The organism is Streptomyces sp. HUAS ZL42 (assembly GCF_040782645.1).
Lineage (GTDB): Bacteria > Actinomycetota > Actinomycetes > Streptomycetales > Streptomycetaceae > Streptomyces.
Genome location: NZ_CP160403.1, coordinates 3,367,294 through 3,381,189, shown reverse-complemented (window position 1 = coordinate 3,381,189; position 13,896 = coordinate 3,367,294). Strand labels below are relative to the sequence as shown.

General features: G+C 71.0%; 11 protein-coding genes and 1 pseudogene. 2 read left to right on the top strand and 10 right to left on the bottom strand.

Going from position 1 to position 13,896, the window contains the following annotated elements:
* Nucleotides 1–29 precede the first annotated feature (29 nt).
* The 6 genes and pseudogenes from ABZO29_RS15360 to mce all read right to left on the bottom strand — a co-directional run bounded on the left by ABZO29_RS15360 (nt 30) and on the right by mce (nt 8,413).
* The gene (locus ABZO29_RS15360; RefSeq protein ID WP_367320748.1) at nt 30–905 is read right to left on the bottom strand and encodes an ABC transporter permease; all 876 of its coding nucleotides are present in this window, start codon (nt 903–905) and stop codon (nt 30–32) included.
* Complete coding sequence (locus ABZO29_RS15355; protein ID WP_367320747.1) at nt 902–2,245, bottom strand: ABC transporter ATP-binding protein; 1,344 nt, start codon at nt 2,243–2,245, stop codon at nt 902–904. The genes ABZO29_RS15360 and ABZO29_RS15355 overlap by 4 nt, the downstream gene beginning before the upstream one ends.
* Nucleotides 2,246–2,377: 132 nt before the next feature.
* Nucleotides 2,378–2,500, bottom strand: a pseudogene (locus ABZO29_RS15350) (ABC transporter permease); the annotation flags it as partial.
* A 261-nt stretch (nt 2,501–2,761) separates the two neighbouring features.
* Nucleotides 2,762–3,697 (bottom strand): cellulose-binding protein, encoded by a 936-nt coding sequence (locus ABZO29_RS15345; RefSeq protein ID WP_367320746.1) that lies wholly within the window; start codon nt 3,695–3,697, stop codon nt 2,762–2,764.
* 183 nt (nt 3,698–3,880) lie between these two features.
* Nucleotides 3,881–7,762, bottom strand: a complete 3,882-nt coding sequence (gene scy, locus ABZO29_RS15340; RefSeq protein WP_367320745.1) for a polarized growth protein Scy — start codon at nt 7,760–7,762, stop codon at nt 3,881–3,883.
* A 210-nt stretch (nt 7,763–7,972) separates the two neighbouring features.
* Nucleotides 7,973–8,413 (bottom strand): methylmalonyl-CoA epimerase, encoded by a 441-nt coding sequence (mce, locus tag ABZO29_RS15335; RefSeq protein ID WP_367320744.1) that lies wholly within the window; start codon nt 8,411–8,413, stop codon nt 7,973–7,975.
* Nucleotides 8,414–8,561: 148 nt separating this feature from the next.
* Between mce and ABZO29_RS15330 the strand changes: the two genes are divergently transcribed.
* Entirely contained in the window at nt 8,562–9,764 is a 1,203-nt protein-coding gene (locus ABZO29_RS15330) for an acetyl-CoA C-acetyltransferase (protein WP_367320743.1), read from the top strand.
* Between the two features lie 45 nt (nt 9,765–9,809).
* On the top strand, nt 9,810–10,766 hold the full coding sequence (meaB, locus tag ABZO29_RS15325; protein ID WP_367320742.1) for a methylmalonyl Co-A mutase-associated GTPase MeaB: 957 nt from the start codon (nt 9,810–9,812) through the stop codon (nt 10,764–10,766).
* Between the two features lie 198 nt (nt 10,767–10,964).
* On the opposite strand, the gene ABZO29_RS15320 is transcribed toward meaB, so the two are convergent.
* From ABZO29_RS15320 to ABZO29_RS15305, 4 genes are all read right to left on the bottom strand, one after another.
* Nucleotides 10,965–11,525, bottom strand: coding sequence for a signal peptidase I (locus tag ABZO29_RS15320; RefSeq protein WP_367320741.1), 561 nt, complete (start codon nt 11,523–11,525; stop codon nt 10,965–10,967).
* A 1-nt stretch (nt 11,526) separates the two neighbouring features.
* Nucleotides 11,527–12,156 carry a hypothetical protein gene (locus ABZO29_RS15315; RefSeq protein ID WP_367320740.1) on the bottom strand — a complete coding sequence of 210 codons (630 nt, stop codon included), beginning with the start codon at nt 12,154–12,156 and terminating at the stop codon, nt 11,527–11,529.
* Between the two features lie 373 nt (nt 12,157–12,529).
* Nucleotides 12,530–13,006 (bottom strand): MarR family winged helix-turn-helix transcriptional regulator, encoded by a 477-nt coding sequence (locus tag ABZO29_RS15310; RefSeq protein WP_367320739.1) that lies wholly within the window; start codon nt 13,004–13,006, stop codon nt 12,530–12,532.
* A gap of 92 nt (nt 13,007–13,098) precedes the next feature.
* Nucleotides 13,099–13,896 carry an AIM24 family protein gene (locus ABZO29_RS15305; RefSeq protein WP_367326146.1) on the bottom strand — a complete coding sequence of 266 codons (798 nt, stop codon included), beginning with the start codon at nt 13,894–13,896 and terminating at the stop codon, nt 13,099–13,101.

Here is a 13,896-nt window from a genome sequence, read left to right as displayed (position 1 = left end):
CGGCCGTTGGAGCAGGGCTTGGAGCCGGCCTACACGTCCCGCTTGTCCAGCAGGGCGACGGCGCCGGCGAACGCCACGGCCGTGACGCCGGTGATGATCCACAGCGGGTCCCAGCCGGACGGGCCCGAGTCGCTGAGGGACGTGGAGTAGAAGACGGCGAGCTGGTTCGGGATCGAGTACTCGAACAGGGCCTGGCGCAGGTCCTCCAGCGACTCCGAGAACATGAACAGCGCGATGACGAGCGGGGCCAGCACGACGCCGATCATGATGGTGATCGCGCCCGCCGAGTGCCGGATGACCGAGCCGACGAGCAGCGAGAGCAGGCCGAGCAGCGCGATGTAGAGCGAGATGCCGAGCGTGCCCTTCAGCCACTCCTGGCCGGTCGGATCCTTCGCGCCGGCACCGCCCAGCATGCCCACGTCCGCGAGGGCCACGAGGAACACCGACACCAGCGTCACCGTGAACGCGACCGCGAAGAACACGATCGCCTTCGCCGCCAGCACCCGCCCCCTGGAGGGGCAGGCGACCATCGTGGTCCGGATCATGCCGGTGCCGTACTCCGAGGCCGTGGTGAGCACGCCGAGCGTGATGATGCACATGCTGCCGAGCAGCAGCCCGAAGACGCCGAACGACAGCGGGTTCTCGCCCGCGAGGCTGTCCTCGCCGGCGCTGGCGGCGACCAGCGCACCGGCCAGCAGCCCGACGCCGACGACGAGCAGCACGAACACGCCGAGCGTCCACATCGTGGAGCGCACCGACCTGATCTTCGTCCACTCCGAGGAGATGGCGTGCCCGAGGTGTGTGCGCACGACCGGGATCGGCGAGGTGTAGCCGGTGTACGAAGGACCGGGTGCCGCCTGCCAGTTGGGCGCGGCCTGCGGCATCTGGGGCTGGGGGGTGCTCATCGGGCGTCCTCGGGCTTGGTGGAGTCGGCGGCGGCGGGGGCGGCGGCGGGCCGGGCGACGGCGTCCTGCACGGGCGCGGCAGCGGCAGGCTGGGCCGGAGCCTGGCCCTGCGACGCGGGCTGCGCGTACGGGTTGGGCTGCCCCGCACCGGCCGGCGCACCGGCTGAAGCACCGGGAGCCCCGGCAGGCGCTCCAGGCGCTCCGTACGGCCCGGCGGGCGTGCCGGGAGCCCCGTACGGCCCGGAAGGCGCCTGCACCCCCGCGTACGGACCCGCGGCCGGCTGCCCCTGCGGCGGTACGAACGGCTGCCCGCCCTGCTGGGGCGGCGGCGGGGCGTACCAGCCGGGCTGACCCTGCCCGGGCACCGGCATCGGCGGCTGCGCGCCCGGCGGCAGCGGCTGCTGGAGGCCCGTCTTCTGGTCGATGGTCGAGCGGTAGTCGACCGCTCCCTGCGTCATCCGCATGTACGCCTCCTCGAGGGAGGCCTGGTGCGGCGACAGCTCCCACAGACGTACGTCGGAGTCGTGCGCGATGTCGCTGATACGCGGCAGTGCGAGACCCGTCACGCGCAGCGCCCCGTCCTGCTCGGGCAGCACATGACCGCCCGCCTCGGTGAGCGCGGACGTCAGCTTCTCGCGCAGCTGCGGCTCGGTGTCCGGCGTCCGTACGCGCGCGAAGTCCGCGGAGTTGGCCGAGATGAAGTCCGTCACGCTCATGTCGGCGAGCAGCTGCCCGCGCCCGATGACGATCAGGTGGTCGGCGGTGAGCGCCATCTCGCTCATCAGGTGCGAGGAGACGAAGACCGTACGGCCCTCCGCCGCGAGGGACTTCATCAGGTTGCGCACCCAGAGGATGCCCTCGGGGTCGAGACCGTTGACCGGCTCGTCGAACAGCAGCACCTGAGGGTCGCCGAGGAGCGCCGCGGCGATGCCGAGCCGCTGCCCCATGCCGAGCGAGAAACCCTTGGACCGCCTCCTGGCCACCTCCTGGAGGCCGACGACGCCGAGCACCTCGTCGACCCGCCGGTCCGGGATGCCGGACAGCTGGGCCAGGCACAGCAGGTGGTTGCGGGCGGCCCGGCCGCCGTGCACGGCCTTGGCGTCGATGAGCGCCCCGACCTGGCGCGGCGCGTTCGGCAGCTTGCGGTACGGATAGCCGCCGATCGTCACCGTCCCCGCGGTGGGGTTGTCCAGGCCGAGGATCATCCTCATGGTCGTCGACTTGCCCGAGCCGTTGGGCCCGAGGAAGCCGGTGACGGCGCCCGGCCGTACCTGGAAGGAAAGGTTGTACACAGCGGTCTTGTCGCCGTAGCGCTTGGTCAGGCCGACTGCTTCGATCATGCTCCGCACCCATCGAATGCTTCAGGACAGCAGGGCACACGCCCCCGTAAGGGTTAGGAGGATATCGAGGCGCTGACGGTTCCGCTCAAGGGCGAGCAAAAGGTTGCGGCCCGGTCTCGGTGCTTCGTGCGGCTACGCGTCCCGCTCCCTCAGCACCGCGTACCCGCCGGCGAGTGCCGCGACCACCCACAGCACCATGATCCCGAGGCCGCCCCAGGGGCCGTACGGAGTGCTGTCGTCGACAGGGGTGACCATCTACCTTCGTGGTGTCGACATCGCCGAGGACGCAGCGTCTGTTCCTGCCCCGCAACAGCACCCTGCGCAGCGGCAGCAAAAACATCCCGTCGAACGGGGTGAGCGGCCCAGGAACGTCAGCGTCGAGGAGACGGCATATCCCCGGTCAGCGCCGGGCTGCGCGACCCACCCTGCCCCAGCACCGACGCCGGCCCGCACACGACAGGGGCCCGCGTCCCCAACGGGAACGCGGGCCCCAACTGCCGTAAGCCGCTCAGCGCATCACCGAGTCTGCTGAGCCGGGACCCCCCGGGAGATCGGCTCGTCGTCGGCCGGCGTGCCGGCCGCGGCCACGGCCGCACCCGTGAGCGTCGCCAGCATCTCGCGCACATTGGTCAGCTGCGCGTTGATCGAGTCGCGGCGGTTGGTCAGCGCAGCGAGCTCGCGCTCGGATTCCGAGCGGATGCGGTCCGCCTTGGCGTTCGCGTCGGCCACGATGTCCTCGGCCTGGCGCTGCGCCGTCTCGACGGTCTGGCGGGCGCGGCGCTCCGCGTCGGTGCGCAGCTTCTCCGCCTCCAGACGCAGCTGCTCCGCCCGGTGCTCGATCTCCGCGAGCCGCTTCTCGGCCTTGGCCTGGCGGGACGCCAGGTCGCGCTCGGACTGCTCACGCCGCTTGGCGAGGTTCGTCTCGAAGTCGGCGGCGGCCTGCGCGGCCTTGGCGCGGGTCTCCTCGAAGAGCGCGTCCGCCTCCTCGCGCTTGGACTGCGCGTCCTTCTGCGCCTCGGCACGCAGCTGGGAGGCGTCACTCTTGGCCTTCTCGACGATCCGGACGCCCTCGTCCTCGGCCTTGGACTTGCGCTCCGCGGCGAACGACTCCGCGTCGTTGCGGACCTGCTGGGCCGCGGACTCGGCGAGCTCGCGGTGCTGCTCGGCCGCGCGCCTGGCCTCCTCGCGCAGATCCTTGGCCTCTTCCTCGGCGAGGCGGAGGATCTTCTCGACACGCGCGCCGAGTCCGGCATACGACGGCTCGGCGTCGGTCACGGCGGCCTGGGCGTTCTGCGTCTCGAGGTGGAGCTCCTCGATGCGCTTTTCCAGAGCGGTGATGCGGGCGAGAGCGCTGTCACGATCGGAGACGAGCTTGGAGATCCGTTCGTCCACCTGAGCGCGGTCGTATCCACGCCGCACAAGCTCGAAGCCGTAGGGGGAAGTGTCGCTCATGGGGTTCCTGTCGAAAGAGACCGGTGAGGTGATAGGGGGAATCCTAGGGGCCGAAGCGGTGTGTCATCGAGCGGATACGTGTTTGATCTGGAGAATGACACCCCTTTTGAGTGGCTGACCGGCGGACGACTTGCCAAAATCTTGGTCAAAGCCCCCAGACAACACCGGATTCCGCCGGATCCGCTAGCTCTCCGAGGCCTTGCCACCCGATCGAGGGGCTCCGACGGTCGCGCCCGCCTTGACCCCGCCGTCCTTGCCCGCCGAGGGCGCCTCGAAGGACTCCAAAGCCTCCAGGACGTCCTGGACCCGGGAGATCTCGGCGTTGATGTCCTCGCGACGGCGCACCAGGATCTCCAGCTCGCGCTTGCCCTCCTCGACCGTGCGCCTGGCCTCGCGGATCGCCTCGGCCTTGAGCTCCTCGGCCTCCTTCACGAGCGCGGCCTTCTTCTGCTCGGCCTCCTTGAGCAGCCCCTCGGCCTTCTTCACGGCGGCGATACGCACCTTGCCCGCCTCGGAGTTGGCCTCCGAGACGATCTCCTTGGCCTTCGCCTGCGCCTTGGCGAGCTGCTCCTCCGCGGCCTTGATGAGCGCGTCGCAGCGGTCACCGGTCGACTTCATCGTCTCGGCGGCCTCGCGGCGGGCCCGCTCGTGCAGATCCTCGATCTCGTTCGTGATGCGGTCGCGCAGCTCCTCCGCGCGCTCCCTGATCGCGGTGGCGTCCCGGCGGGCACCGACGAGCAGCTCGTCCGCGTCCGTACGGGCCTTCTCCACCGTCGAGTTGCCCTCGACCGTCGCCTCGGCGACCAGCCGGTCGGCCTCCGAGCGGGCCGCGCCCACCATGGTGTCCGCCTGGGACTCGGCGTCCGCGGTCGTCTTCAGCGCCTGCTGCTGTGCCTCGGTCAGCAGCTTGTCCGCCTCTGCGGTGGTCTCCGTGATGAGCTTGTCGACCTGCTCGGCCGCCTCGGAGCGCCGCTTGTTGGCGTCCTGGCGGGCCTCGTCCAGCGTTCGGTCGGCCTCCTCGCGCGCCGTGGTGACGAGCCGTTCGGCCTCCGCCGCCGCCTCGGCCCGCACCCGCTCGGACTCGCCCCGGATCCGCTCGGCGTGCTGCTGCGCCGAGCCGACCGTCTCGGCGGCCTCCGCGCGCAGCCGCTCGGCGTCGCTGGTGGCGTCCGAGATGAGCTTCTCGGCCCGGGCGACCGACTCGGCGCGCAGCCGCTCGGCGTCCGCGGCCGTATCGGAGTGCAGCCGCTCGGCCTCCGCGATGGTCTCGTTCTGCAGCCGCTCGGCCTCGGCGCGCGCCTCGGTGATGAGCGTGTCCGCCTGCGTCGCCGCGTCCGACCGGATCCGGTTGGCGTCCTCGCGGGCGTCCGCCCGGGTGCGCGCCGCGTCCTGGTCGGCCTGGGCGATGGCGTCCGACACCTCCGTGCGGACCCGCTGGGCGTGCGCGGCGGCGTCCGAGCGCAGCCGCTCGGCCTCCGCGATCGCCTCCGACATCGTGCGCTCGGCCAGCGACTTGGCGGCCTCCGACTCCTCCCGCGCCTCGCGCCGCACCCGGTTGGCGTCGTCGGTGGCCCGCTCCCGCTCGGCATAGGCGTCGGCGCGGACCCGGTCCGCCTCCTCCTCGGCCTCCCGCCGGGTACGGTCCGCCGCGTGCTCGGCGGCGGAGCGCAACCCGGCGATCTCCTCCTGGGCCTGCTCGTGCAGCCCGGACACGGAGTCCCGTACCTGCTGGGCGTGCTGCTCGGCCGCCGACACCATCTCGGTGGCGCGCCGGTCGGCCTCCTCGACCAGACGTACGGCCTCGGCCTGCGCGTCCTCCACGCGGCTGCGCGCCACGGCGAGCAGTTCCTCGCTCTGCTCGCGGGCCCGCTCGCGCTCCTGATCGGCCTCCTGACGGGCGGCGCCGAGGAGTTCCTCGGCCTCGCGGCGACGGCGGGCGGCCTCCTCCTGGGCGGCCGCCAGCGTCTCCGTGGCCTCCGTCGCGATCCGCTCGGCGGCGGCCTGCGCCTCCGCCCGTACCCGGTCGGCGGTGTCCTGGGCCTCCGTCTTCAGCCGCTCGGCCTCGGCAGCGGCCTCCGACCGCAGGCGTACGGCGACGGCCTCGCCCTCGGCGCGGGACGCGGACGCGTCGGACGCGGCCTCGGTGCGCAGCCGGTCGGCCTCCGCCTCGGCCTGCTGCTGGAGCGTGCGGATCCGTTCGGCGGCCTCGGTGCGCAGCCGCTCGGTCTCCTCGGCGGCCTCGCGGCGGATCCGCGCGGCCTCCTCCCGGGCGTCGGTCAGCGCCTGCTCGGTGGCGGCGAGCCGCTGCTCGGCCTCCGTGTGCAGCCGCGTCAGTTCCTCGGCGGCCTCCGCCCGCCGGGCCTCGACCGCCCGCTCGGACTCCTCGCGCAGTTCGCCCGCGGCCCGCTCGGCGTCCGCCAAGAGCGCCTCGGACTGCTCGACGACCTCGGCCCGGTGCCGCTCGGCCTCCTTACGGGTGCGGTCGAGGGTCTCCTCGGCCTGCCGGCGCAGGGTGGTCGCGCGCTCGATGGCCTCCGTACGGACCTTCTCGCTGTCCGTCGTGGCCTTCTGGCGCAGCTCGTCCGCGTCGGCCTTCGCCTTGGAGAGCAGCTCCTCGGCGGACCTGGCCGCCTCCTCGATCTGCTGGACGGCCTCCTTGCGGGCCTCCGCGCGGATCTTCTCGCCCTCGGCGACCGCGTCGGCACGCAACTGCTCGGCCTCGCCGCGCAGCCGGCGGGCCTCCTCCTGCAGTTCGACCGTCTTGGCGCGGTACTCCTTGGTGTCGTCCTTCGCAGCGCCCTTGAGCTGCTCGGAGATGTCCTGCGCCTCGGAGCGCAGCCGGTCCGCCTCGGCCTCCGCCTCGCGGCGGATCCGCTCGGCCTCCTCGGCCGCGGCCTTGGTGGTGTTCCTGGCGTCCTCCGCCGCCTTGTTGAGGACGTCCTCGGCGGTCCTGGCAGCTTTGGACAGCTGGGTCGCGCTCTCCTCGGCGGTGAGCGAACGGGCCTTCTCGGAGGCCTCCGCGACGATCTTCTCCGCCTCGGAGCGGGCGTCCGCGATGATTTGTTCGGCGTCCGACTTGGTGGCCTCGGCCTCCTTGGTGGCCTCCTCGACCAGCCGGGCGACCTGCTCCTTCGCCGTACGCGTGCGCTGCTCGTTGGCCGTCTCCGCGCCGGCGATCGCCTTGGCGGCGGCCTCCTTGGCCTCGGTGACCAGCTTCTCGGCCTCGATCTGCGCCTTGCGCAGCGCTTCCTCGGCCTCGGTCATGCGCTGCTCGGCGGCACGGCTCAGCTCGCCGGCCTGGCGGCGGGCGGCGTCCGACTCCGAGACCGTGGAGCTGCGTACCTGCTCGGCGTGGTCGGTGGCCTCCTGGGCCTGGGTGGACGCGGCGTTCAGCAGCCGCTCGGCGTCCGTGCGGGCCCGGCGCAGGAGCTGCTCGGCCTCCGCGCGGGCCGCCTCGGCGTCGCTCTGCAGGCGCTGCCGGGCCTCCGCGGCCACCCGCTCGGCCTCGGCGCGCGCGGCCGCCAGGGCCTGGTCGGCCTCGGCCCGCGACTCCTCGAGGAGCCGGCGGGCCTGTGACTCGGTGCGGGCGCGCAGCTGCTCCGCCCACGCCACGTTCTCGTTGACGTGCGATTCGACGGTCTGCCGGCGCTCCGCCAGCTCCTGGTCCAGCTGCTGACGGCGGGTGACCGCCTCCTGGTGCAGCTCGGACTGCAGGCGGGCGGCCTGCTCGGCGTGCTCCTGGAGGATCCGCTGGGTCTGCGCCCGGGCCTGGCTGAGCTCACGCTCGGCCTCCTGGCGCAGCTGATCGGCCTGCATCTGGGCGTTGCGCAGCAACTGCTCGGCGTGGTAGCCGATGTCCCCGCCGTCGAAGGCGGGCCGGGACATGATGGTGCGCCGCGCCTCGTGCAACTTGGCGCGCAGCACCTCGACCTGGTAGCCGAGGTCCTCGGCGTGCTGGATCGCCTTTTCCCGCTCGGTCTTCAGCCGTTTCATCTCGGCTTCGAACCGAGTGAGGTGGTCGACGTCAGCCGCCGGCTCCCGCTCCTGGCTCTCGTAGCCCCGCACTGCGCGGTCCCATCCGTCCCCTGGTCGCAAGCTTGTCCAAACGAGCTCCGTCCATCCGCCGAACGGGGCCCCCGGGGAATGGTGTCAGATCAACGGCGGAGCATGGGCTGCTGCCCCGACGCTCGTCCCCCGAAACCCGGACCCCGGCCCGCGGTCACCACTCGGGGAGCGGCGACCGCCCCCAACCCTACCGGCCCATATGTACGAGGGTCAGTGCTCAGGCGACTCAACAGGCGCTGAAGTGACCAGTTCTGTCAGTACTCCGTGGCAATCCTTGGGGTGCAGGAAGGTGATCCGTGACCCCATGGAGCCGCGTCGGGGCTCTTCGTACAGAACGCGTACCCCCTTGTCGCGGATGTCCGCGGCCTCGCCGTCCACATCCGCCGTACCGAAGGCGATGTGGTGGACGCCCTCGCCGTTCTTGTCGAGCCACTTCGCGACGGTCGAGTCCGGTCGCGTCGGCTCCAGGAGCTGCAGGTACGACGCACCGCCGTCGGACGTATCGTTGATCTTGAGCATGGCCTCGCGCACGCCCTGCTCCTCGTTGACCTCGGAGTGGAACACCTCGAAGCCGTAGGTGGCCCGGTAGAACTCGACGGTCTTGTCGAGGTCGAAACAGGCGATCCCGATGTGGTCGATTCGCGTCAGCATGGTTTCAGTGGAGCGCTACGGAGGTGGTTACGCAACGTGCGCGCGATCACACCGACAGCCGGATGACGGCACGGAGTGCCACTCAGTACATTCGAAGTAAACCCTCGTTCACTCCTCGGCTGTGCAGCCGGTAAGGGGATCGCAGCTCATGTCTGGAACGAACAGCACGACCTCGGTGATCGTCGCAGGCGCGCGTACGCCCATGGGACGGTTGCTGGGCTCGCTGAAGTCCTTCTCCGGAGCCGACCTCGGCGGCTTCGCGATCAAGGCCGCCCTCGACCGTGCGGGGATCGGTGGCGACCAGGTGCAGTACGTGATCATGGGCCAGGTGCTGCAGGCCGGGGCAGGGCAGATCCCGGCACGTCAGGCCGCGGTCAAGGCGGGCATCCCGATGAGCGTGCCGGCCCTCACCATCAACAAGGTCTGTCTGTCGGGCCTCGACGCGATCGCGCTCGCCGACCAGCTGATCCGCGCGGGTGAGTTCGACATCGTCGTCGCGGGCGGCCAGGAGTCCATGACCAACGCCCCCCACCTGCTGCCGAAGTCCCGCGAGGGCTTCAAGTACGGCGCGATCGAGATGCTCGACGCGATGGCGTACGACGGCCTGACCGACTCCTTCGAGGGCATCGCCATGGGCGAGTCGACGGAGAAGCACAACACGCGCCTGGGCATCCAGCGCCCGGAGCAGGACGAGATCGCGGCGCTGTCCCACCAGCGTGCGGCCGCCGCGCAGAAGAACGGCATCTTCGAGGCGGAGATCACCCCGGTCGAGATCCCGCAGCGCAAGGGCGAGCCGGTCGTCTTCAGCAAGGACGAGGGCATCCGCGGCGACACCACGGCGGAGTCCCTGGGCAAGCTGCGCCCGGCGTTCACCAAGGACGGCACGATCACCGCCGGTACCGCCTCGCAGATCTCGGACGGAGCGGCGGCCGTGGTCGTGATGAGCAAGGCCAAGGCACAGGAGCTCGGCCTCGAGTGGATCGCGGAGATCGGCGCCCACGGCAACGTGGCGGGTCCGGACAACTCCCTGCAGTCGCAGCCCTCCAACGCCATCCTGCACGCCCTGAAGAAGGAGGGCCTGGAGGTCTCCGACCTCGACCTGATCGAGATCAACGAGGCTTTCGCGGCCGTCGCGGTCCAGTCAATGAAGGACCTCGGGGTGTCCACCGAAAAGGTGAACGTCAACGGTGGGGCGATCGCCCTGGGGCACCCGATCGGCATGTCGGGCGCACGCCTCGTGCTGCACCTGGCCCTGGAGCTGAAGCGGCGGGGCGGCGGTGTCGGTGCGGCGGCGCTGTGCGGTGGCGGTGGCCAGGGCGACGCGCTGATCGTGCGGGTCCCCAAGGCCTGAGCCCGCTGTACGCCGCCAAACTGAACGGATCGGAACGGAGCTGTGATGCAGGACGTCTCCACGCTGGTGGCCCAGGCCAGGGAAGGCCGGCCGCGGGCCGTGGCCCGGCTGATCTCCCTGGTGGAGGGGGCGTCCCCGCAGCTCAGGGAGGTCATGGCGGCCCTGGCCCCGCTGACGGGCGGGGCGTACGTGGTGGGCCTGACGGGCTCGCCCGGCGTCGGCAAGTCGACCTCCACGTCCGCGCTGGTGACGGCGTACCGCAAGCAGGGCAAGCGGGTCGGCGTCCTGGCCGTCGACCCGTCGTCGCCCTTCTCGGGCGGCGCCCTGCTCGGTGACCGGGTGCGGATGTCGGAGCACGCCTCCGACCCCGGCGTCTACATCCGCTCGATGGCCACACGCGGCCACCTCGGCGGCCTCGCCTGGGCCGCCCCGCAGGCGATCCGCGTGCTGGACGCGGCGGGCTGCGACGTGATCCTGGTCGAGACGGTCGGCGTCGGCCAGTCCGAGGTCGAGATCGCGTCGCAGGCCGACACATCGGTGGTCCTCCTGGCCCCCGGGATGGGCGACGGCATCCAGGCGGCCAAGGCGGGCATCCTGGAGATCGGCGACGTGTACGTCGTCAACAAGGCCGACCGGGACGGCGCGGACGCCACCGCCCGCGAGCTGAACCACATGCTGGGGCTGGGCGAGTCCCGTGGTCCCGGCGACTGGCGCCCCCCGATCGTCAAGACGGTGGCCGCCCGTGCCGAGGGCGTCGACGAGGTCGTGGAGGCCCTGGAGAAGCACCGGGCGTGGATGGAGGAGCGCGGCGTCCTCACCGAACGCCGCCTCGCCCGAGCCGCCCGCGAGGTGGAGACCATCGCCATCACGGCCCTGCGGGAGCGCATCGGCGACCTGCACGGCGACCGACGCCTGAGCACGCTGGCGGAGAAGATCGTCGCCGGTGACCTGGACCCGTACCGTGCGGCGGACGAACTGGTGGCAGGACTGACGCGGGACTGACGTGTCCCGTCCCCAGGGGCTCCGCCCCCTGGACCCCCGGGCCTGTGCCCACCCACCACCGACTCGATTCGACGAAGGGGCACCCGATCCAGCCCGTCCTGAGTTCGAGGACGAGGCCCGTTCAGGGCCGAAGCGAGGGTCTGGGGGCGGCCGCCCCCCAGGGATGGCACGGGTAGGGGCGGCGGGGCGAAAGAACCGCTACCGCTCGGCCGCCGCCGGGACGGGAGCCCCCGGTGGCACCGCCACCACACTGCCGCGCCCCCGCCGTATCGGGGCCAGGGCCGCCACCCGGGCCGTGACGGCCAGCGCGACGAACGTGAGGGCGGCGAGACCGCGGTCGCCCTCCCGCCAGGAGACCACCGGCAGGGCGAGCCCGGGAATGCGCAGCCGCGCGAGGCCGAGGACCGACGACGGCGGTACGGGCGTGGAGTCGACGGCGGGGTTGTTGTCCCCGGCGGTGACGATGTCGCCGTCGCGCAGGATCTTCGCGGCGCGATGGACGAGCAGCCGCGACGGATGGGCGGGGTCCCGCACCACGACGACCTGCCCCGGGTCGGGCCTGCGGCCGTGCAGCGGCTGGTACACGACGACGTCCCCGGGCGTCAGACGCGGGCGCATGGATTCGCCCAGGACGGCGGTCGCCTTCCAGCCGAGGGAGAGTGCGGGCACATGGGACCAGATCAGCAGACCCGCCACCATGCCGAGTCCGATGCGCGCCGCGAGTACGGTGAGGAGCCGGAGCCAGTCGCTGAGGGCCATGTCAGACGGTCTGGGCTTCCCAGGTGAACTTCACGTTGGGCGTGGAGCCGCCCTGGGTGGGGTCCGGCGCCGTGGACCTGAAGGTCCAGGTGATCCGGTAGGTGACGGACTCCGGTGGGTTCCCCGTCAGGTTCCAGGGACCGATGCCGTTGGCGTAGTCGGTACGGGTGGTCGTCAGGTTCTCGAGGGTGCCCGAGTAGTCCGCCGCCCCGGCGGGCGTGAAGCCGTTGCAGGCCGGATTCGCGCTGAACGAGCTGCCCGAGCCGTGCTCGACGGTGACGTCGATGTAGGGGCTGATGTCGTTGGCCGGCGGATTGGCCGTCGACGTGTTCAGCTTGACCTGCGACGGGAGCGTGGCCTGCGAGGTGACGACGATGCACCGGGTTCCGGTGTCGCCCGGCGCGATGTTCGTGAAGTTGAGCATGGGCTGGCCGCCGCTGTCATTGGTCAGCCCGACCGTTCCCGCCGTCCAACTGGTCCCGGAGCTCGTCGTGCGTCCCACGAACGCGGCCTGGGAGGCATGCCAGACCAGTGCTCCGCTGAGCACCAGACCCATGGGCACGGGCAGTACGTAGGCCAGCGATCTGAGCCGAGGCCGGCGGAACGTCAGGAGCCGTCTGCATTTTCCCATGTCGGGATGGATAACCAGGGCGTGGCCGGTGATCCCGGATTTCCACTGCCCGGGTGAACCGGCTCAGTTCACCGACACCGTGCTGGAGGAGTCCGACCCCGTGCCGAGTGGGCGGGCCTTGACGCCCGGAACCACGGCGGGTGACGTACAGGGCGGCCAGGGAGAGGACGACGGTCGCCGGGAGCAGGGCCACCGCCCGCTCGCGGAGCGGGTTTGTCACCACCAGTGCATCGGCGCAGTGAACGATCACTTGAGCAAGCACGCTCGTCGTGCGTTCATTCGGGCCGCGGCTGTTCAGCCGAACCCGGGCGCCGGACGCACCGGCGGGCGGAGCCCTGTCGGACCTCCGCCCGCCATGTGCCGCCAGGTGCGACTACGGGCGTCCCCGATGCCCGCGCAGGTGCTCCGCGATGGGCTTCAGGGCCTTGTCGAGTTCCGTCAGGGCCTCGGGGGCCAGCAGATCGATGAAGTGCCTCCGCACAGACGCCACATGATGCGGCGCGACCTTCTTCATCGTCTCCAGGCCGTGCTCGGTGAGCACCGCGTACAGTCCGCGGCGGTCGGACTCGCAGTTCTCACGGCGAACCAGGTTCGCGTTCTCCATGCGGGTGATCTGGTGTGAGAGGCGGCTCTTCGACTGGAGGGTCGCGGACGCGAGGTCGCTCATCCGCATCCGTAGGTCCTCCGACTCGGAGAGATTGACCAAGATCTCGTAGTCGTTCATTGTCAGGCCGAACGGCTGCAGGTCCCTTTCGAGCTGGTACGTCAACAGCCTATTGACCTCCAGGTGGGTGCGCCAAGCGCACTGCTCCGCATCGGTCAGCCAGCGCGTGGCCGTCTCGGTCTCCATGAATGAAGTCTACCTAAGAAGTTGAAAGGCGAACTAGTGAGGGTTTTCTGTGACAGTGCACGCGTTCGATGTCACACTCCGCAGACTACCGCTCACAGCCCGAAGCGACGCTGGAGGTCTCCCAGCTGTCCGGGAAGACGCGGCGCGCCGGCTTGCGGTGAAGGGCCTGTGGAACCCCCGGCGCCACCGGGCACTCCGGCCTGGTGCGGAACCGCCCCCGTGGCCTGCTCGGCCATGAGGGTTTCGGAGGACTGGAGCAGTACGGTGCCGGCCCCCACGAACTCGAACTGGTGCTCCTCCCCGGAGGCCCCGCCGAGGCCCGTCAGTGCACGTAGACCGCCCATTACACCTGTCATGTACCCGTGGTCGTAGTGGTGGCACGGCGAGGGGCAGTCGGCCCAGCCGACCAGTGCCTGCGGATCCACCCGGATCGGGGGCTCCATGAACACCACCGGACCGTTGGATGCGGCCACGAACTTTCCGGTTCCGATGAGTGTCAGAAAACCCGGCACGATCGATTGCTTCAGCGACAGACTTGGCTGAAAAGCGAGCAGATTGCCCGAGCGAATGGTCAGATTGCCCTCGTCCAGGTCGTACGAGTTCACGTCGAAAGCCCGGTCGGCCAGCAGCATCTTGCCCGAGCCCTCCGCCACGACCCAGTCGGCGGCGTGCAGAGGCGAATGAAATGACGTACGGACGAGGCGGTCCAATCGACCGTGCCCGATGCCGTTGAACTCGATCGAGCCGTAGTAGGCGATCATCTTCCCCTTCTGCAGGAACCACTGGCTGCCCTTGAGGTCCACGCAGAAGGTGTAGTTGTTGACGTTGTCGTCGGTCGGCAGCGTCATCGGGTCGTGCACCGTCGGGCCGCCGCCCGGAGCCCCGTACAT

Bases quoted from the DNA above. Each gene is read 5' to 3' on its own strand.
- ABZO29_RS15355 (WP_367320747.1), bottom strand. From the start codon at position 2,245: ATGATCGAAGCAGTCGGCCTGACCAAGCGCTACGGCGACAAGACCGCT.
- meaB (WP_367320742.1), top strand. From the start codon at position 9,810: ATGCAGGACGTCTCCACGCTGGTGGCCCAGGCCAGGGAAGGCCGGCCG.
- ABZO29_RS15360 (WP_367320748.1), bottom strand. From the start codon at position 905: ATGAGCACCCCCCAGCCCCAGATGCCGCAGGCCGCGCCCAACTGGCAG.
- ABZO29_RS15315 (WP_367320740.1), bottom strand. From the start codon at position 12,156: ATGGGAAAATGCAGACGGCTCCTGACGTTCCGCCGGCCTCGGCTCAGA.
- ABZO29_RS15310 (WP_367320739.1), bottom strand. From the start codon at position 13,006: ATGGAGACCGAGACGGCCACGCGCTGGCTGACCGATGCGGAGCAGTGC.
- ABZO29_RS15330 (WP_367320743.1), top strand. From the start codon at position 8,562: ATGTCTGGAACGAACAGCACGACCTCGGTGATCGTCGCAGGCGCGCGT.
- ABZO29_RS15320 (WP_367320741.1), bottom strand. From the start codon at position 11,525: ATGGCCCTCAGCGACTGGCTCCGGCTCCTCACCGTACTCGCGGCGCGC.
- mce (WP_367320744.1), bottom strand. From the start codon at position 8,413: ATGCTGACGCGAATCGACCACATCGGGATCGCCTGTTTCGACCTCGAC.
- ABZO29_RS15345 (WP_367320746.1), bottom strand. From the start codon at position 3,697: ATGAGCGACACTTCCCCCTACGGCTTCGAGCTTGTGCGGCGTGGATAC.
- ABZO29_RS15305 (WP_367326146.1), bottom strand. From the start codon at position 13,896: ATGTACGGGGCTCCGGGCGGCGGCCCGACGGTGCACGACCCGATGACG.